The following is a 21,644-nucleotide window of genomic DNA, read 5'->3' on the forward strand; positions in this document are numbered from 1 at the left end:
TGCATCCATTAATAATAATGATGCCTTGCCCAATGAGTAGGAACCAAACCACAGGTTTATTTCTTTCATTATTCTTTCATAGCACTCTGTTATAATTTCAAAAATAAGTAATCAAAATGGAACAAACCGGCTGGGAAAAATGAAACGAAATTCAATAAGTTTTTGACTGTACATTAAAGCCAATAAAGATGAAAGGATAAAAAGAATAGATATGAATATAGCGATAGAGAAAGAGTTGCAAAAACGGCTACTTGTTCCGTGCGAGCAAAGATTACTGTCACTCCTATTTAAGGAACACGTGAATATAGAAGAAATAGAGGATCAGCTTCAGGGTCTGAATATGGATACGGGTAATCATAATTATCTGCTGATGTTAGCTCATTTTGGGTATAACGTCGATTGGATGGGATTTCCGAAGCATGTCATCCCACAATTAAAAGGCATCTATCGTTATTATCAGGTGGAGAATGCCCTGATGCTACAGAAACTTTTTATGAGTACACAGAAGTTGAATGAAAGGAATATATACCCTTTGCTTTTAAAGGGAGCCGCGATGCGTCTACATTTTGCCTCAGGAGTATCTAGAATGATGGCTGATTTAGACTTTGCGCTCGAGGGTGAACAATATGAAGAAGCGGTTTCAATTTTTCAAGATATGGGTGCGGAGTATATAGTAGAAGCTAAGCATTCCATTACATATAAGTTGGGAAAGACGGAGTTTGATATTCATCATGTCATATTTAAGAACAATCTTGAAAAGGGCAGTGATATTTGGGAGAGAGTTGAACAGGTTGAGGTGAATAGCTGTAAATTCAGAGTATTATCACCGCTAGACATGTTTGTCCATATATTAGATTCGCAATCCAGATGCATATTTGTTGATGAGATGCCGGAACGACGGATGAAGTGGTTATTTGATGCAAAAATGGTCTTGAAAATGATGCCTGACACGGATTGGACAGCAATAGCAAAGCGCGCGAGTGAACTGCATTGTAGTTATCGGGTTCACTTGATGATGAAATTATTTGCAACCTGTTTTCCAGAGGACATTTCGTTAGAGGATGCAGAAAATTTATTTGCAGTGGATAGCGGATATGGCAAATGGCTAAAAGACGCAATGGATTTTTATGAGACGATTGTGCCTTATATGAAAGAACGCCGTGCGGACGAAAATAGTTCAATCACGCTGCGGGTAATACATTTAAGAATAAAATATAAACCTATCAGAAAGGAGTATAGATATTATTCTCATGAATTAAAGGAAGTAGAATCTGGTATGTGTTTTGCAAAATATGTTGCCGAACTTTACCACTTAAATAGACCCGTGAAATTGTATCAGAAATTTCTCTCACGGTTAAGACTTCGTTGATTAGAACAAATACTATGCGAGAAAAGAGAGAATAATGGATGGATAATAAAAAAGCTACAATTTCCACTTTCTTCGAAGATGTTAATAAGCGAATTTTGAAGAAAAACGGGATGCATTATAAGAATATGCAAATCAGATTAGCAGATAAGGTTCTCGAAATTCGATATTGGGATGACATAGAGGTTTCATTAATACGATCATCTCTTTTGGGAAGAGTCCTTTCAAATGAGCAGTACGTAGTGCCGGATGCAGTAATCTGGTGCTATACGGATGATGTTAATGTCTATATTCCCGATTCGTTTCGCGATAAGCCGCTGCAAGAAGGAGCAATAACCGATGTATATCAGGGAAAGGATGCAACGGGAAGCATCAAGGTTACTAGAAGTACGGAGATGGAGGGTGCCGACTACATCAGGAAGACCTATTATTTCTGCAGACAAGCAGGCACTGATTATGATGATTGCATGTTGGGACATCCACTTATAAGATGTTTTTATTTTTGGGCAGAGCAGGAGAACATATTGATTCTGCATTCCGCTGCAGTCGGATTTAATCATAAGGGTGTATTGATAAGTGCGCGGGGTGGTGCTGGGAAGTCAACTTTATCGGTAAGTTGTTTGCTTGAGGGGTTAGATTTTGTGGCAGATGATTATGTTATGATGCGTGAAGTGGGAGAACGAAATGCACTGCCACTATATACAATGGTTGGATTGAATTCGGATATGTATCAGATTTTGAAACCGAACATGCCTGTTATCAAGACGGAGGAAAAGCGAAACGGGAAGAAGTTCTTTGATGCATCCGCCTATCCTTTTCAGGAAGAATTACCGATTAAAGCTATTTTGTGTCCAACTGTTACAGAGGGAAGCGATCCAATGATTGTGCCGACGGACCGAGGTTCAGTATTGGTAAAATTGGTTCATTCCAGTGTAAGTCAGATTGGCGGACGAAGAGATACAGAAATGGTTAAGAGAATGATGGACAGACTGAAGGATTTACCCGTTTATGAGTTTCGTTTAAGTAAAGACCTTAAGAAGAATGTAATCGTATTGCAAAACTTTATGGAGGGACTTTAACATGTATAAATTAAATGATGAGAAGATGTTTTATGATATTGCTGATGGACAAGCCATTATAATCAATTTTGTTACTGGAATGTATTATGGAGCAAGTGCTCTTGGATCGATGGTTTTAGATGCGTTGATGCAAGGCAAGGACCCGAAGCAGATTGTCGATACAATTAAAAATAATGAGGACTGTGTAGTGGATATTGATCAGCGTGTAGAGCGGTTTATTGCTGCGCTTACGGAAAAGGAAATATTTATTTTAGATGATCAACCTTACAGCCAAGAATCATTGGGCGATTTTGTCGTGGTTCATGGAGATTACAGCCTTGAGTTGAATGAATTCGCGGAGGTTCAAGATCTTCTGTTGGCAGACCCTGTACATGATGTGGAAGCAGATATGGGATGGCCTAAGCTAAAAGAAGAGGATTAATACAATGAGGCTATCCATTATTATGCCTGTATATAATGCGGGATATTATTTAGAAGAAGCAGTGGAATCGATATCGAACCAGACCTGGAATGGCGAGAAGGAGATTATTATTGTAGATGATCAATCAGAAGATCATTCCTTTGCGACTGCCCAAAGATTAGGTGATCGTGTGATCTCGGTGGAACATGGTGGTGCAGCAAAAGCAAGGAATGTCGGACTCAAGATGGCTTGTGGGGATTATGTATTATTTCTGGATGCAGATGATGTTTTGTCTCAGGATGCATTGGATAATCTTTTTACTGCCATGGAAGATGAATCGAACTGTGTTGTTGTATATGGAAAGGCAAAAGATTTTATTTCGCCGGAGTTATCGAGTGAACAAAGTATGAAACTGAAGGCAAGAGAAAACGGTTATGGCGGTGTATTGCCGGGCTGCGCGCTTATCAAAAAATCAGTCTTTGATCGGAACGGATACTTCGATGAAAATCTTTCAAGTGGAGAAACGGTAGATTGGATGATGAGTTTGAAGGAAACAGGAGCCGTGGTTCGTGAAATCAATCAAGTAACGTTAAGGCGACGCCTTCATATGACCAATACAGGACGTTTAAAACGTGAAGAAGAAATGAAAAATTATGCAGCTATTTTAAGGAAAAGGATGTCAAAAGAATGAAACCGTTAGTATCCATCATAACGCCAATCTACAATGCCATGCCATATTTAAACACTTTCTTAGATTCTGTAGAAAACCAGACCTATGCGCCGTTAGAACTTATTTTGGTAGATGACGGGTCTACCGATGATTCACTCTCGGTCCTTACAGAGCGGGCAGTTATAATGGAAGAAAAAGGTATATTGGTGAAAGTTCTATCCCAAAACCATGCAGGACAGGTGGCTGCTGTAAATCTAGCACTTCCGAGTGTCCACGGCGAACTATTAACCTGGTGCGATGCGGATGACTACTGGACGGATGACAGTATTGAAAAGAAGGTAGAGTGTCTTCTAACTCATCCTGATATTAATATGGTGCGAAGCAACGGATTAATCAAAGATGAGACAGAGAATCCGATTATGTATAGAGAAAAAAATAATCAGCCTTTTTTGTCCGATATATTTGATGATTTGTTCCATGAACGTATCTTGGAACTTGCGGGCCGATTTATGGTGCGAACAGAAGCCTTGTTTTCCTGTTATCCGAATCGTCAGATTCCGGCATCCACTGTGGATCAGAATCCGCAGCTGCTACTTCCAATCGCGAGCAGAAGCAAGTGTGCTTATCTAAACGAGGAGCTGCATGTATATTGCAGGAGAAGTAGCGGTCATTCTAGTACGAAGCGTAGTTTCACGGAGACTATGAAACGGATAGAAGATATCAAGCAGCTTTATTTAAGTATTTTGCCTTATTGTGAATGTGATCAAGAGTATTATCACAAAGAAGTGGAACATATGATTGCTGCATTTAAGAAGACCTTAATGCAAACTACGGCCATGATAGCAAGAAATAGAACGAGCAACGAGTGAAGACTGAAATTAGTGTGCAGTAGTTTTGATGGACTATACGAAGAAAGCGGCGACTTGCCTTGAATAAATCACTCGGAGTAAATTTACTTACATTATGGAATCTGTTTGGTCGAAAGCGACAGATTCAATTTGGCGTGCTTGTCTTTTTCTATGTGATCGGTGCAGTGTTAGAGACCGCAAGCATTTCACTTATTGTTCCTTTTGTTTCTACTATTCTAGAAGGGGATCATGAGAGTATTAGCAAAGTTGCTTTTTTTGCGGGAATTGTTTTTATATGTTTTCTAGTAAAAAACGTGTTTGTATATGGGTTAGGAATTATAAAGCGCAAATATATCGTTAACCAATATAAGGATACAAGCAAGTCATTGTTGCGCATGCACCTGGATCAAGATTATCAATCTTTCACTGATGAAGATTCGTCGGCTCTTATTAATAATATTAACAAATACACGGGTTCCATCTTCCTGAGTATACAGAGCATGCTGGAGTTTATTGCAGAAGCTGTCGTCATTCTCATGCTTTTGGCTTACATGTGCGTCCTAAATGTCAATATTTCAGCGGCTTTGATTCTGGTGTATGTTCTTATCATGATCTTGTTCCATCGGTTTATTTATACTAAAGTGCGAGAGACCGGAAAACGTTCCAATCACAGCTTCGACCGAATGAGTGCCGTCACAAGAGAGGCCATAAATGGTATCAAGGAAGTGAAATTGTATCACGCAAAAGACGCAGTGGAGCATCTCTATGAAGGGTACATCGAGGAAAATGTAACCTTAGAAGTAAAGCAAACTGTCTATTCCACATTGCCTAGACATCTGATTGAATTGATTACGGTGGCTTGTATGTTGATGGCGTTTCTTGCTGTTTATGTAACGAATGGCTCATCCGAGGACGTCATGTCGAAAATGGCCATTCTAGCCTTGATTTTAATTAGAGTTATGCCAGGAGTGACCAGAATAAATGGTTATTTATCTTCTTTGTATGCGAACTCCTCGGTTTTGGATCGAATGGACGGGGGTTTCTACGAGAAGATTCAAGGGATACTAAAGGAAGACAAACCAAGAAAGTCGTATGCTGTAAATGATCAAGACAAAGATACACATGCTACAGGCAGGTTTAATCAGGGCAGTAGAATTGTATGTAGTAATCTATCTTTTTCCTATGAGAATGGAAAAGAAGTTTTGAAGAAAATAAACGTTGAGATTCCTTGTGGTGCTATTGTCGGTTTAAGGGGCCCCTCCGGAATAGGCAAAAGTACACTGTTAAATCTGTTGACGGGTCTTCTTGTGCCAAATGACGGAAGACTCGATATCGAGCATGGAGATGGAACGACGGAGCAACTTAGCGAGGCAAAGCTTCGTTTCGGATATCTTCCCCAAAAAGTATTTTTGTTGAATGCAAACCTGAAGGAAAATATTGTTTTCTATCGGGACTATGATAAAGAAAAAATGACGCATGCTATATCGGTGGCTCAAATAGCAGATATGATTGCAGGGTTAGGTCAAGGTGAAAATACCAATCTTGGTGAGAACGGAATCTTTCTTTCCGGGGGACAGTGCCAACGCGTAGGCCTAGCGAGGGCGGTGTACGATTCTCCGGATATCTTGGTGTTGGACGAGGGAACATCCGCATTAGACGAATGCCTTGAAGAGGAAGTGATGAGAGCAGTGTCTAGATTAGATAATCAGACTGTTATCATTGCATCTCATCGAGAATCAACTCTAAAGTATTGTGATTTCGTTTATGAATTGAAGTGATTTGATAGAGTGAAATGTTGAAGCCGATTAGAGACAGCTGCAAGTAAAGTTGTCTCTAATCGGTTTTTTCTGCTTCCTGGGGGATCAGTTTGGTTCGAGCCAAGTGTATACGTTAGAAGTCGGGATGGATCGTGGTTCCATCATCGCTATGTTCTTTCATTATTCTTTCATAGCCCTCTGTTAATATCCATAGAGGATGATGGATCTCGGATCTGGGTTAAAGCTTGCTCTAGCAAGGCTATCATTCTGACGTATGCCGATAGAAAATAATCAAGGATTAGTTACCTAATCAAAGGGATGAAGGAGAGGATACATATTGTTATCGTTTAATTGGAGAAAGACGGTTTATCTTGTTATAAGCTTCGTATTGTTGTTCAGCATAATCGTTCCATTCGAGGTGCGATCAGTTTATGCTGCAGATCCTTCTTCACCTGTTAAAGCGGAGAAAATAGACGCAGGAGGGAATGCTTCAATGGTGTTAAAGTCAGATGGTACCTTGGTTAGCTGGGGGCCTGGTCAACTAAACGTCCCCGTAGGCTTAAGCGATATTATGGCAATTGATGTTGGGTATTTTCATATACTTGCATTGAAGTCAGATGGCACGGTGGTCGGCTGGGGGAACAACAGCTTTGGTCAACTAAACATGCCAGCGGGCTTGAATGATGTGGTGGCAATCGCCACAGGAAGCAGCCATTCGCTTGCATTGAAGTCAGACAACACGGTTGTCGGCTGGGGTAACAATACCAACGGTCAAACCAATGTACCAGTGGTTGTAGAAGGGGTAGTGGGGATTGCTGCAGGAAACATCCATTCGCTTGCACTGAAGTCAGATGGCACAGTGGTCGCTTGGGGAGGCAACAATAGGGGTCAAACCAATGTGCCCGTAGGCTTAAACGGAGTAGTGGCGATTGCTGCAGGAGAAACTCATTCACTAGCGCTAAAGTCAAATGGCACAGTTGTTGCCTGGGGATCTAATCAGGACGGTCAAACCAATGTGCCAGCGGGCTTAGACGGAGTAGTGGCGATTGTTGCAGGAGAATATCATTCATTAGCGCTAAAGTTAGATGGCACAGTGGTTGCCTGGGGATACAATAATAGTGGTCAAACCAATATACCAGCCGACTTAGAAAGAGTAGTGGCGGTCGCTGCAGGTCATTTTCATTCGCTTGCCTTAAAGTCAGATGGTACCGTAATTACCTGGGGATCTAATCAGGATGGACAAATGAATGTACCTGGGAATGCCAATCTGAGCGGGCTTAAGCTACAGGAAGGGGATTTCACAGAATCCTTTGATCCTTCAGTCATGGACTACACGTATTATTACGACGGTCAATCGCTGTCCAGTGTAGATGTGACGCCGACACTCGAGAGCACTGACCAGACAGTTATGTATGTGAACAGTGAGCTGCTGCCGTCAGGTAGCACGAAGACGATAAACTTTGCGGGAGCAACCACGGATACGGTTATTCCTGTTCGCGTGGAGCCCTACTTGTTACCCGGTAAAACGTATACCATTACGCTGGCGATCGATTCAACGCCTCCGGAAGTGCAGTTTGGTACGAATGGTGGTGTAGTGGCAGCGAAAACTGCAGCGAGTATCGTAACGGTCAGCGACCTACAAAGCGGAATAGATGATCATTCACTGCAATATGTGTGGACGCAAAGTACCGCCGTTCCGGCAATGGGCTGGTTGCCATTTAGTGACGGCGATACGTTGAGTCAGACTAGCGGGAATGGAAGTTGGTACTTACACATTCGCGCAGTAGACAAAGTAGGGAATGTTAAGGCTGCTGTTTCGAATCCATTTCTACAGGATAACACAACGCCGGCACCAGCACCGAGCCCAATAGATCAAGGCGGTAGTTCACCTGTTGGGCCTTCGGTAACCCCATCCCGATCTAACCAGGCAGCTTTAGCTAAAATAAATGTTTATAATTCCGGAAAGACATTGGAATTATCTCCTAAGTTCACGTCGGGGACTACGACGTATACAGTGGAAACAGACGCTGCGCAGGTTGAACTGGAAGTAGCTTCAGCCCATCCCAAGGCGGTTGTGAAGCTGTTGGGAGAACGGATAAGTGAGATGACGACTGTTCCTTTGGTGATGGGTGCTAATGTATTAACCCTTACGGTTCAAGCTGAGGATGGAACGATCAAGACGTATACCGTCACCATTAACCGTATGACCCATGATGAACATCATGTTCCTTCAGCTCCGGTATGTCGGCTCACGGATATCGAGAATCACTGGGCAACATCCGAAATTTGCGAGGCAGCAGAATTGGGTATTGTGGAGGGGATAGATGCCTACACCTTTGTACCAAGAGGCAACGTAACAAGAACGGAGTTCGCCGTTATGCTGATGCGGACACTTCAGATCCCGATACATAACGAATCAAGTGAGGTGTCTTTCCGCGATGCAGAAAGCATCCCGGCATGGGCACACCTGACGATCCAGACAGCTGTAGCCGAGGGAATTCTGCAAGGATATCCCGATGGAACATTACGGCCGAAGCAAACGGTAAGCCGTGCAGAGATGGCTACGATGGTCTCCAAGGCCATGAAGTGGAATGCTGATCGTACGGCTAACTCTTATTTCTCTGATAATACAAGCATTCCAACATGGGCCAAGGCATATGTCGAAGCTGCTCAGGAGCACGGACTTCTGAAAGGGCAAGCGGGTAATCGATTTGTTCCGGAGGGACGAACAACAAGAGCCGAAGCAGCGGTTGTACTCTTGCGACTTTGGAAATCTATACATTAAGCAATAAAGGACTGACCCCTGATGTCATTAGATGACAACAGGGGTCAGTTTTTGTTGAAGCCTGATAGGAGATATGCTTGTAATCCATAATTCCCTCTACTATTATGGATAGAAAAGGCATAAGGTGTCTATTTTCTTAATTTAAATATAAAGGGACCTGATGTATGAATTCCACTGTAGAACTTATCCTGATGATTGTTTCATTGATCATGACGGGTATCATCTTACTCACTGTGTACGGGTTTAGACGAGAGCGCGGAGTAATCTACCTCGTAGGTTTGATCGTATGCCGAATGATGTACTCAAGCAGTATCATTCTGGAGAGACATAGCGATGTATTTATGACTAAATTAATTTTTCGCAATATTCAGAATACGACCCAAAATGTAATGGTCCCTTTCTTGATCTTATTCGTTTATCACTTAGTCGGTCGAGACAAGCTGCTGAAGACCCAATGGAAGATCCTATTGTTTGCCGTATTTGTATCGTGGTCGTTGCTTATGTGGCTTGACCCAAACTTTCATATTATATATCTGACGATTGAGCTTTATAATGGCCACCTAGTCACAACAAAAACCCTCTATTCCAGAGCATTCAGCCTCATTTGCTATAGTGCAGTGGTTATATGCCTCTACTATTTATTTCAGTATGTAAGGAATATTAGGAGTGATTATCGTAAGCCGGGAATGTGGGTTCTCCTTCTGGCTACATTACCGTTTGTCCTGGAGATTATCAAATTTGTGAAGCCTGAGTGGTCATCATGGTTACTTCCATTAACAGTTTACTGCGGATCTACAGGGACAATTATGCTGGTGATTATTCTGAGGATTAAGTTCTTCTCTACCGTTCCGATTGCCAGGAATATTGTGCTTGATACGTTGCAGGAGAGTATTGTGATTGTGAATGGTTCGGGAAAGGTCATCGATAACAATAATCGAGCTTCACAATGGTTCTCAGAGTTGGGCTATACCAATATTTCGGGTCGGAATATATCGGAAATCCTAGCGTCCTGGCCAGAATGGTATAAGCTGAGCAAGTCTATGCAACCGGGCAGTGTAGAGATTGATAAGTGGCTGGATGGAGAAAGAAAAATATATAGTGTAAACGTATATCCATTATATACACTGGGTAAGGCACAGGGTAATATTTCTCTTATTTTTGATATTACAGAGAAACAACGGCATCTGGAGCAGATGGCACAGTTGAACCAGTTGAAGGATCAACTGTTTACAATTATATCGCATGATATTCGCAGTCCGCTAGCGCTGCAGTTTCAACTCGTGGAGTTACTGGAGGCGGACAGGCAATCCTTCGCTGCGGATCATCAGGAGATCATTGAGCAGCTGGGTGACCAGATTCGTAATACACTTGGAATGGCTAATAACTTGTTGGAGTGGTTTCGCAGTCAGGTTGAAGACATGACACTTCGTCCAGAGTTACTGGAGCTTTCGGAGGTTGTTGAGGACTGTTGTCATATGTTACACATTAAAAGTGAGAGTAAACATATCAGCGTGATGAATAAGATTGCTATAGGCACCCATGCATATGCAGATCGGGAAACAGTTGGTTTAATTATTCGTAACTTATTAACCAACGCCATCAAATTTTCCGAATTGGGTGGTTTAATCGAAGTGTACGCTCAGTTGTCAGGAGACATGGTGATCGTGTCCGTTCGTGATAACGGAGTAGGTATGGAAGAGGGGCGAGTTCGTCAGCTATTTAACGAGAAGCAACTCAACTCCATGGCGGGTACATTAGGTGAAAAAGGGGCAGGGCTTGGACTGCTCGTAAGTCGACAGTTCGTACAACTAAGTGGTGGAGATATGTGGGTAGAAAGCACGGTGCAACAAGGAAGCGTATTTCACTTCACTTTGAGAGGCGGAACAGAGAGATGAAAGTTCTCATCGTTGATGATGAGCCTGCCATGCTGTTGGCAATGAAGCGGATGCTGTCGAATATACAAGATGTGGAGATTGTCGGAAGCTTTCAGAATGCGGCAGAGGCACTCGATTTCGTTAAGAACAGGGAAGTGGATCTCGCATTCCTGGACATCCAGATCGCTACGGACAATGGATTAGAGCTTGCACGCAGCTTGATCTCAGTTTGTAATGATCTTGACATTGTGTTTACCACTTCGCATGCAGAATATGCGATTCACGCTTACGATGTTTATCCGTTGGACTACATGGTTAAGCCGATTTCCAGAATGCGACTGGCTCAGACGCTCACTAGGGCGGCCAGCAGACGCAGATCTTCTTCTAATCTTGCTGACGACATTGCGCCTAATCGGCTGACGGTTTATGGACTGAGTTGCTTCGAGGCTAGCAGCAAACAAGCGGGTGCAGTAAAATGGAAATCCAAAAAAAGCATGGAGCTATTTGCCTATCTGCTTGTTCATCAGGGTCGAAGTGTAGCCAAATCCCGAATCCTGGAGGATCTCTTCCCAGGGAGGCCTCTCAAGCAGGCGGAAGTGTACTTGAATACGATTGTCTATCAGCTTAGAAAGGTGTTATCCGAGCATGGGTTCAAGGAGATGATCCTATCAGCGCAAGAGCAATATCGGGTAGATTTAGATCAAGCCGATGTTGATTTTATTCGATTCGAACAGACCATGTTGGAGTTATTCGAATTCAATATAGCTAATGAAAAAGCGGCCATAGCGTTAGAGAAACAGTTCGTAGGCGAGTTGTTTGAGGGTAAATCTTTTGATTGGGCGACAGGGGAACGTGAGAGATTGTTAATTGTGTACGTTTCCTATGCCAAGCGTCTTGCAAGGTGGTTGCTGGAACGGAATCAATATAATGAAGCAGCACGCATTGCCAGAAGAATTGTATCCCGCAATGAGTTTGAGGAAGAGGCAACATTGCTGTTGTTAAGTATATTGGGAGCCATGGGAGATCGAAAATCACTACATAACCACTATGAGCAATATACACAATTACTGCTTCATGAACTTGGATTACAGCCTTCGCTGTCTATTCAACAGCAATATGAACAATATCAATGATATCCTCCTGATAAACAAAAAAAGAGCCGCAAAGCATGCGGCTCTTCATTTTTTTAACGCCCGCCCGTATTGGAAGCCCAGACAGGAATCCAACTGTTCGGATAATTGCTATTGGTCAGGGTTGTGTTATAGAGAACTAAATTCCCATCACTTTGCATGACCAGTGTATCACCTGTTGTGTTAGCAGGTAAGCTGCTCCCGTGATGACCTGGAATCCATGAGGTGGTATTGGGAGACCAGGCAGCTACCTGTACAGAAGTATCAATCATCAAAACTTTATCCCATCCCCAACCGGTGTAATATTCGAATTTACCTGTAGCCGGGTTGAAGCCATAACGATAACCATATTGGTAAACATCTTGATACTTCATGCCATATTTATACATGACAGGTTTCCCGTACTGTGGTTCAAACTTGAATGAAAGAGCCCCACTGTTACTGGTACCGCTACTCCAAAGAGATGAACCGTTTTGATAGATAACAAAGTTCCCGTCATTTTGCCAAATGGCTGAGAACCTGCCATCTTGGGAGGTGAGATAGTCACCCTTTGCCATGCTTTGGCCGATCGTGAGTTTATCTCCAAGATAGCCAGCAGAAGCTGTTGCTGGTACGGCAAATGCAAGAATTAACAAGCAAGCCATAAGAATGCGAAATGATCTGGGAAAAAGTCGTTTGTTCATTGGACACGCTCCTATTTTTCTTATAATGGTTAAAGTTAAATGCATAGAACAACAAATCCTTACAGCTATTGCATGTTTCTGCGTTGTATTCAGTCAGGAGCGGTGAGGTAACACGTCCCCATCTGGTGTAAAACGGGAACTAAGATCTAAAATGCTCCCAACGGTCACCTCCTTTAATAGAAGTGTGAAAATCTTTGATACATATTATGTAATGGGATGTGTGTGTTTTAGGAGATGGAAGCTAAGTGTTTTTTAGTAGAGGAGTTATATCATCAAGTGAAAATACATACTTTATTTTCCATTATAGCAACAAAAAATATAAAATCCATATTTTTCTATATGAATTTTTGAATCTATTACTTACAACCAATGCGTTTTAACTTCTCGTATCCTGAGCTAGAAAAAAACCTATTATTTGCTTGAATAAATTGAAACTAAACACTAACTTTGGTGCAGCTCGAGACATAGGTATCCATCTCCTCTATCAATCTTTCAAAATTTTTACATCAATTTTATATATTTAATGATTTTTATGAATTGAACTATGGTAAAATATCTCAGGATCTAAAATTGGAGAGGGGTTTTTTCATTCATGTTTTGGAAAAAAGTTTTGGGTAAAAGCACACTGCGTGTAGCTACTGCTGCACTATTACTCACGCAACTATTGGGCGCAGCGGGTTCTGTCTCTGCCGCAGGTAACGATGTAGAAGTACACTTGATTGGAATCAATGATTTCCACGGTCAGTTAGATACCACATCAATCGTGGGTGATAAGAAGGCAGGAACGGCTCCAATTCTAGCAACCTATCTCAAAGAAGCTCAAGCCAAATATGAACACTCCCTACTCTTCCATAATGGAGACTCTGTTGGTGCATCTGCTCCAGCCTCATCTTTGGATCGTGACGAGCCTACCATGGAATGGATGAATATGATGGGCTTTGATGTAGGTTCCTTAGGGAATCATGAATTCGACCAAGGTGTCGCTGCTCTAAAGGCACAGATCTTTGGTGGCCTTGATCCAAAAGAAGGTAAGGTAACACATGCCGGTGCAAAATTTGATTACGTCAATGCAAACGTGATTGAAACTGCCACAGGAAAAACATTGATTAAGCCGTATGTGATTAAAGAAGTGGGCGGAGTCAAAATTGGATTTATCGGACTAGTGACGAAATCAACACCTGCCAAAGTATCTCCATCTGGGACAGCTGGCGTACGTTTCTTAAGCGCAGAAGAAGAAGTGGAAGCCGTTAATAAATATGCTAAAGAATTGCAAGACCAAGGTGTAGAAACGATCATTGTTTTGGCACATGATCCAGCAACAACCAAAGAAGGCGTAACCACTGGAGAAGCAGCTGATCTGGCAAAAGCTTTACCAGCGGACTCCCCTGTTGACGTTATCGTTGCAGGTGACAATCATGCTTTGGCTAACGGTGAAGTGAATGGAAAGTTGATCGTTCAAGCTTATTCCTATGGTACGGCGTTTGAAGATATCAAACTGATGATTGACCCTGCCACCGGGGATGTAACTGAAAAATCAGCGACTGTTACAACGACTTTCCAAGAGGGTGTAAAAGAAGACCCTGAATCTTTAGCTATTATTAAAAAATCATTAGACAAGCATCCTGAGCTGACGAAGCCAGTAGGTACAACGGATGGTTCTGTTACCCGTACAGATGCTTATAATAACGAAGCCCCTCTAGGCAACCTCATTGCAGATTCAATGCGTGAAGCAGACTTTGGGGATGAGGCAAGTGCTGCTGACTTTGCATTTATGAATCCAGGCGGTATTCGTGCGGATCTGCCACAAGGCGATGTGACCTTTGCTGATCTTGCCAAAATCCAACCATTTGGTAATACTCTAGTAAAACTTGAGCTGACTGGTGAACAGGTTAAAACCTTGTTGCAGCAGCAATGGGGTACCAATGCTGACGGTACACCTAATACCAAAACACTCCAAATCTCTGGTTTGAAATACACTGCAGATTTCAATAAGCCGGTCGCAGAACGCGTTACAGGTCTCAGTCTTGAAGATGGAACAACGATTGATCCTGCAAAAACATATACGGCTGTAGTTAACAACTTTATGGCTGCAGGTGGAGATAACTATAAAGTGCTGCTGGATGCTAAATCATCCCTGGCAGGTCCTATCGATCTGGATGTATTCTACCAATACATCGTAGACACGTATAAAGGCGGTAGCATCGAAGCTAAAAATGAAGGACGTATCACAAACCTGGCTGCATCTACCGTGCCAACAGAAACACCTGTAACAACAGAAGTCATTTCTCGTGCTGAATTTGTAAGTGCTCTGGTCGACATGTTGAAACTTAACGAAGTAGCTACAGCACCTGCATTCAAGGATGTTGCGGCTAATGCTGCATATGCAGATGCGATTGCTGAAGCTACGCATGCTGGATTCATTCAAGGTTATGGTGGAAATTTCTATCCTGATCGGGATATCACGCGTGAAGAAGCTGCTACCATTCTTGCTAAATTGGTAAAAGATCAAGCGACTGATAAAGACGCTGCTACGATTATTGCTAGTTTCGAAGATGGTAAATCCGTGTCTGCTTATGCAATTAAACCTATGGCAAAACTGATTGACAAAGGTATTTTTGCTGGAACAGATAAAAAATCACTTCAACCTAAACATGGTCTTACAACTAACGATGCAAAAGCATTAATTGAAAAAGCTGTTGCAGCAAAAGCTTCATAATGTAGAACTTATTCAAACTTTATATTAAAACAGAGAAACACATCCTATCGGGCGAATGAGCATTCCTCTACGGATAAACCCTCTCATCAAGTAGTTCTTTAATTGGTGAAAAGGGTTTATCCAGGAGAATGCCATATCCCAATTTAGGGTGTTTTTTTTATGCTTAAATTCCACGATTCTATGGAAAAATCCATGTCTGAATTGGCTCTATGCTCTGGTTACCGCTTAGTGTTCAGAATTTGGTAAGGGCTCTAAAGTAAAATGGTAAGGCAAGCCATATGAACTTGATGAATTTTATCAGTTTCTGTTGTAAGGATGGAATGGCCAAAGGAAAGGGAAAAAGTTTTTGGTTGCTGCAAAAATTTTAGAAGTGGAGGAGATTTTCGTTTGAAACAAAAACGCAATATAGGTAAACCGTTATTGTCTTTATTTCTGGCAATGTTGCTCGTCTTGCAGACAGTGATATACTCCACCGCCGCATATGCGGAGAGTGTGCCAACCGATTCCGGAATTAAATCAGTCATTGAATCTGACTCACCGAGTGCCGACGAACCACTTTCGGTACCTGAGGCAGTGTACGATGCACCGAATAGTTTCGTAGCGATGGCGGCAGTCCCAATGGACAAAACAGCGGTATTTATGGAATCTAATTCAACCTTTCCGCTGGAAGTGACACAGGGGAATGCTGTTATTAATCCAAACGGTATTATTCAGGGTAGACAGCCCTTTACGCTCAAATCGGAAGGTCTCAAGGTACCAGTGAATGGTGATGACCCAAATCCAACTAATGCAGATCCTGAGAAATACATCCAAAAGGGTGACTGGATCGAGCTGAAAAGAGAAGATTACTTCAAGGAAGTGGTGCTGCCAACAGCTACTAAAACCTTGAATGCACAGACGGAATCAGGTACAAAACAGCTGGGCACCGCCTATTTCACTCCAAATAGCATCAAGATTGTATTTAACGGTGAAGATAATTTTTTCAATGGTGTTGGACGAGGTATCGCCTTCAGCTTTGAATCTACTGCCAATGCAGATATAACGGGACTAGCGTATGGCGATAAAAAGCCGATCAACATCTTTGGTGGTGCATATCAGCTAGAGAACCCAGATGTTACAGCAGAGTATAATATTACTTTAAGCTCGCCTGGAATGATCAAATGGGATCAGTATAGCTATCGCGGAATTCAACCAGCACAATTTGTTGAGGGAGCTGTTACCTGGCAGTCAACCGTATCTGCGTTTGATCAGTTTGATAAAACAATCAAATTGCCACTAGACGGAAAGACATTTTGGTATAATACCAGCTCTGGAAATGCCCGCGGCACCTATATGGAGGAATCATTTAAAGTAAATGACCAAAATGTAACTCCAGTCGTTGGTCCAGACGGATCGCTGACTTACATTTTTCCACAGGGAACAGGTCTAGATCCAAAGGTTGAATATAAAACATGGATTTCAAAGGAAGCTTATTATTACGAGTATCGGAATCCGCCAGCTAATCTCGGTCGCAGCCACCGGGTTATGAATGGCAGAGTGGAACTGAGAAAAGACAATGATCTATTGGTCCATTCAGGTTTGGAGATTTCCTTTGCTCCCGACTGGATTCAAGCCAGCGCTTCGTATGACCATGCGAATGAAACCATTACATGGAAGATCGCGGTTAACCAATATAATAAAAAAGGGTTAAAGGACTTTACCATCACAAATGTATTACCGGCTGGGCTGGAATTTGAATCGGCTGCATGGCAGACATGGGTAGATGGCGCTGTATCTGAAGAAACGCCAATTACACCAGATTCAAACGGCGTGTATTCCTTCGGGGATATTAACGGAAAAGTCGAATTGTTGATTAAAAGCAAGGCAATAAGTGGTTCCAGCTTCCAAATTGACCCTCGTGTTAACTGGAATTTGGATACACCAGGTGTTATACAGAACAACGATGTAATGACGGGTAAAAGACCTATTGCGGTGACAGATGAGGCAGTCGTCAGCATTGGCGCACACACGTTTACAAAAACAGGCGCAGTATCAACCGAGGATTATAACCTGGGCAGTATCACGTGGACCGTTAATCTAGCACCACAGTATGCCTTACCTAACGCGGCAATATACGATGTCCTTGTGCATGGCGGTGACTTGAACGTCTTGGACAACGCTGTAGATGAAACCAGCGAGGTGAGTGCGGATACAATTGCGAAAATTAAAGCAAATATCACTTCTGCGCAGCTTTGGAAGCAGTACAAAGCGGGAACTATGAAGTCGAATGCAACCGGATTGACGATGAAAGCTATTCCATTAACCGTGGACGGTAAAGTGGTGGCGGATTTGATCAAGGTGACCGGATACACCGAAGAAGCGGCATCCTTCAGCTTCCGTGCACTTGAGACCAACCCGAACATTCTCTTCAGACAGGAAATTAACGCAGGGAAAATAAGCTCGAATCGGGCTTTGCTCATTGATGGCGAAACCGTAAAAGAAGCAAATAGTAGTGCCAACCTACACCTGCGTATGTTGAACAAGGATATGCTCTTTGCTTCGAGGCCATTAAAAGTAGATGGTAATTTTGAAAATGTGACGCCGAATAATGTTAGCAGTTACATTAGAGATGATAACAATGAAGCATGGACGATTTCTGGCTATGACAGGACAACCAAGACGGTCACATTCCGTTTAGGGGTTAATATGCCTGGATATAACACAGAAGAAATGGCTAAGGATGGCGGTAATCGAGTCATTAGTAATATTAAGCTAGTGGATACACTTCCCGAAGGGTGGGAATTTGTTCCTTTCTCTGAAACTAAGGATTTTGAGCTTTGGAAAGGAATTTCGAACAATGGTTCAGGCAATGAATATGGTGTTAGAAACGATGCTAGAACTCTAATTGAACCAGGTACTAGTTCTCATGTAGTCCATTTTTCACACATTGGAAACGAGGGTACCTTCACCTTCTCTAAGTTGGAAAGTCCTTATGTCATTCTGGTGAAGGCAAGACCTTCCAATGATGCTCTGCAGAAGTATTTAGAGGAATACACTATCAACGGCACAGACAAGCAGGTGCTGTATAACAAAGCCGACCTCCATATGACATGGGGTGGAGTGGAGAAGGTTGTCACCGAACAGCGCAAAGTTATTGTACCTATTCAGACCCTTGGAAAGTCGGTAACTAAGCCAGTTCCAGGAGTGCTGGAATGGACGGTGAACTATACCCCGCCATTTAACATGAAGCAGGGTGTTTATTTGCAGGATACCTTGGGTGCAGGCATGAATTTGCGTTATGAAGAAAACGGAAAGCTTGTGCTGACATCACCTAGTATGGCAGTCTATCCTGCTAAATTGACTGCAAGCGGCACTCTGGAACGAGAGGGCGCAGCACTGGACCTCAGCGATCCGAATGCTGAAGTTCAAGTAGAAGCTGCACCAGGCGCAGGTGGCACTACGGTTCTAACATTTAAAATGGACGACCCTAATCAGCTTTACCAGTTTGTGTACCAAACAGAAGTTGATCCATCTAAAGCGAAAGCTGGAGACACAATGGGCAACGAGGTAAAACTGGAGGGCGATGACAATCTGAAATCTGTCAGTGCCAGAAGCGAAAGTACGCTGGACAGTTCGGACGTGGCTGGCAGTTCAAGTTCCAATGCTCTGTTACCTCTGAAAAAGGTAGATCCCAATGGCAATCCGCTAAAAGACGTAGAGTTTACACTCTATAAGAAAGACGGCGGAACTATAATCACCAAAGGAAAAACCGATAGCGGAGGGAAACTTAATCTGCTATTCCCTGATCCAGGGTATTATGAGCTGAAAGAAACTTATATTGACACCAATACTTGGCTGCCAACTACAAGGGTATACCAAGTATATGTAGGGAATACGCCAGGGAAGCCCATCTGGGTTGACGGGGTGAAATTAACCTCTGATAATCCACTGATCGTGCCTACACGGGCCCAAGGCAAGCTGACCATTACCAATAAGGTGGAAGGCAACGGCAGTGATCCGGACAAAGAGTTCGAGTACACCGTGACCATCACCGGCGAAGGTAAGGACAGAGAGTATACCTATAAGAAGTCGGATGATACGTTCGGCACGATCAAGAGCGGAGGCAAGATTACCCTTAAGCACGGGGAATCTGTGACGTTCCCAGCCTTGCCTGCGGATCTGGTCTATACCGTAAACGAGGCTGATTATACATCCGTTGACGGTTATACGACGATACCGGGTACGAGAGAGCTGTCTGGCTCAATCGTGAATAAAGGTGATCACAAGGCGGACTTCATCAATGAACGGACCGTTAACAAGCTGACCATCAGCAATACGGTCATGGGCAACGGCGGCGATAACACGAAGGAGTTCGAGTACACCGTCAACTTTGAGGATACAGGCAAAGAGGAAAGTTACTCTTACTTGAAGACGGACGGCAGCACAGGTTCGATCAAGTCCGGCGGTACTTTCCGCCTCAAGGATGGAGAGACACTGGATATTTTGGGCCTGCCTAAGAATCTGAAATATACAGTTACCCAACAAGATTACACAACCGATGAATACATGACTACTCCTGAGGAACGGTACTATACCGGAGTCATGAAAGGCATTGATGAAGATGCCCCGTTCACGAACGTGCGAGTCTTGAAGGGCGGCCTATTAATCAGCAACACAGTTAAAGGCAAAGATGAAGACAAGAAGAAGCTGTTTAAGTACACGGTTGCCTTCACCGGCGAGGGATCGGACGAATCCTACGTCTATGAGAAATCAGACGGCAGTAAGGGTATGATCATGAGCGGTGAGAGCTTTGAGCTTACAGATGGACAGACGCTCATTGTCCAAGGGCTTCCAACCAATCTTCAGTATAAAGTGACCCAAGATGATTATACGGAAGATGGCTATGTGACTGATCCAGAGAGTCTCATTCACATGGGCACTATTCCAGAGAAAAAATTATCTGAAGCACATTTTGCCAATACCCGACCGTATCTGGAAGGCGTGTTGCGTAACAATAACACAGGAGAAGTCATTCCGAATGCACCGATTACCGTAACTGATCTGAAGACAGGCGAAGAGATTCAGACGCAGACGAACGAGAAGGGTGAATATTCAATTCCAGCCGTAGCGGATACCGATTATACGATCAGATATACGAAATTGTATCGGGTAGGCGGTAAGGATGTACCTGTTGAATTTACGCAGAAAGCAAAAGTGAACAGCAGTGTAACGGACGAGACTGTTCCAGCGGACATTACGGCCGTGGGGATCATTCTGTTCAAACAACTGGATGGAACAACAGTGCTATTCAATGATTTGTTGACTAGCCAGATGCATATCTATTTGAAAGACAAGGATGGCAATTATGTTAAGGAAAACGGCCAACCTAAAGCATTCCCTATGGCTACGAATGGAACTTTCTCTGTGGAAGGGCTAAGTGAGCAGAAGTACACAATGGAAGTTCGCTATCAAGCTGAGACCGGCGAGGAATTGCTCCTCAAAGTGGCGCAACTTGACGTTAAAGCTAACGGAGAGCTGAATATTTCAGAGGAGTTAGTCGACCCTTACGGTACGGTCTATGATGAAACGACAGGAGATGCCGTCACTGGCAAGAAAATTGATGGAGCCAAAGTTACACTGTATTATGCGGATACGCAGCGGAATAGAGATAACGGCCGCATTCCGGGTACTAAAGTAACGCTTCCAAAGGTTCCAAATTTCCCGCCGTACGACAACGAGAGCCCGGAGCAGAGTAGTGATGCAGATGGCTTCTATGCGTACATGGTGTTTCCTGAAGCGGATTACTATCTGATCGTAACGAAAGACGGATACGAAACGCACACAAGTGGTACCATTTCAGTCGATTTTGACATTGTCAGGTACGATGTGCCAATGAAGCCAATTAGTTCTGGTGGCGGCAATGGCGGCAATGGTAACAACGGAGGCGGCACCGTAACGCCTGGTCCAGGCACGGTAACGCCAGATCCGGGCACGGTAACGCCAGATCCGGGCACGGTAACGCCAGATCCGGGCACGGTAACGCCTGACCCAGGCACGGTAACGCCAGATCCAGGTACCGTAACGCCAGATCCAGGCACCGTAACGCCAGATCCAGGCACCGTAACGCCTGAACCAGGCACGGTAACGCCAGATCCGGGCACTGTAACGCCTGAACCAGGCAATGGTAACGATCAGCTTAAGAACGATAGCAACGAGTTGGACGATGCTCCGAAAACTGGAGATAACAGCGTATCGCCATTCTTGTATATGGTTTTGGCGCTGATGTCCTTAATGACGATCGGGTTCTGTCTGCTCGGGTACAAGAAGAAAAAGCACATCCAGTAATGGAAGGGAAGG

12 protein-coding genes are annotated in these 21,644 nt (G+C 43.3%); 11 read left to right on the forward strand and 1 reads right to left on the reverse strand.

Annotated features, from left to right (window positions below):
* Positions 1-211: 211 nt before the first annotated feature.
* The 9 genes from PAEAM_RS04990 to PAEAM_RS05030 all read left to right on the forward strand — a co-directional run bounded on the left by PAEAM_RS04990 (position 212) and on the right by PAEAM_RS05030 (position 11,912).
* On the forward strand, positions 212-1,369 hold the full coding sequence (locus PAEAM_RS04990) for a nucleotidyltransferase family protein (RefSeq protein ID WP_100526846.1): 1,158 nt from the start codon (positions 212-214) through the stop codon (positions 1,367-1,369).
* Between the two features lie 38 nt (positions 1,370-1,407).
* The gene (locus tag PAEAM_RS04995; RefSeq protein WP_100526847.1) at positions 1,408-2,445 is read left to right on the forward strand and encodes a phosphoenolpyruvate carboxykinase (ATP); all 1,038 of its coding nucleotides are present in this window, start codon (positions 1,408-1,410) and stop codon (positions 2,443-2,445) included.
* A gap of 1 nt (position 2,446) precedes the next feature.
* Positions 2,447-2,866 (forward strand): hypothetical protein, encoded by a 420-nt coding sequence (locus PAEAM_RS05000; RefSeq protein ID WP_076252136.1) that lies wholly within the window; start codon positions 2,447-2,449, stop codon positions 2,864-2,866.
* A gap of 4 nt (positions 2,867-2,870) precedes the next feature.
* On the forward strand, positions 2,871-3,536 hold the full coding sequence (locus tag PAEAM_RS05005; RefSeq protein ID WP_076252133.1) for a glycosyltransferase family A protein: 666 nt from the start codon (positions 2,871-2,873) through the stop codon (positions 3,534-3,536).
* A complete protein-coding gene (locus PAEAM_RS05010; protein WP_100526848.1) occupies positions 3,533-4,384 on the forward strand; it encodes a glycosyltransferase family A protein in 852 nt (283 codons plus the stop codon). The genes PAEAM_RS05005 and PAEAM_RS05010 overlap by 4 nt, the downstream gene beginning before the upstream one ends.
* 59 nt (positions 4,385-4,443) lie before the next feature.
* Positions 4,444-6,141, forward strand: coding sequence for an ATP-binding cassette domain-containing protein (locus PAEAM_RS05015; protein ID WP_100526849.1), 1,698 nt, complete (start codon positions 4,444-4,446; stop codon positions 6,139-6,141).
* 472 nt (positions 6,142-6,613) lie between these two features.
* On the forward strand, positions 6,614-8,905 hold the full coding sequence (locus tag PAEAM_RS05020; RefSeq protein ID WP_100526850.1) for an S-layer homology domain-containing protein: 2,292 nt from the start codon (positions 6,614-6,616) through the stop codon (positions 8,903-8,905).
* Between the two features lie 191 nt (positions 8,906-9,096).
* A complete protein-coding gene (locus PAEAM_RS05025; protein WP_279303084.1) occupies positions 9,097-10,800 on the forward strand; it encodes a sensor histidine kinase in 1,704 nt (567 codons plus the stop codon).
* Positions 10,797-11,912, forward strand: a complete 1,116-nt coding sequence (locus tag PAEAM_RS05030; RefSeq protein WP_100526852.1) for a response regulator — start codon at positions 10,797-10,799, stop codon at positions 11,910-11,912. Before PAEAM_RS05025 ends, PAEAM_RS05030 begins: the two co-directional genes overlap by 4 nt.
* 53 nt (positions 11,913-11,965) lie before the next feature.
* Here the strand turns inward: PAEAM_RS05030 and PAEAM_RS05035 are convergent, their stop codons facing one another.
* Positions 11,966-12,592: a hypothetical protein gene (locus PAEAM_RS05035; protein WP_100526853.1), complete on the reverse strand. Its 627-nt coding sequence runs from the start codon at positions 12,590-12,592 to the stop codon at positions 11,966-11,968.
* Positions 12,593-13,184: 592 nt separating this feature from the next.
* On the opposite strand from PAEAM_RS05035, the gene PAEAM_RS05040 reads away from it, so the two are divergent.
* Together PAEAM_RS05040 and PAEAM_RS05045 are read left to right on the forward strand one after the other, a co-directional pair.
* Positions 13,185-15,308 (forward strand): 5'-nucleotidase C-terminal domain-containing protein, encoded by a 2,124-nt coding sequence (locus PAEAM_RS05040; RefSeq protein WP_100526854.1) that lies wholly within the window; start codon positions 13,185-13,187, stop codon positions 15,306-15,308.
* Positions 15,309-15,695: 387 nt separating this feature from the next.
* Positions 15,696-21,632, forward strand: a complete 5,937-nt coding sequence (locus PAEAM_RS05045; RefSeq protein WP_100526855.1) for a DUF7601 domain-containing protein — start codon at positions 15,696-15,698, stop codon at positions 21,630-21,632.
* Positions 21,633-21,644: the final 12 nt, after the last annotated feature.

The organism is Paenibacillus sp. GM1FR (genome assembly GCF_002803315.1).
In the GTDB taxonomy this organism is placed as follows: domain Bacteria; phylum Bacillota; class Bacilli; order Paenibacillales; family Paenibacillaceae; genus Paenibacillus; species Paenibacillus amylolyticus.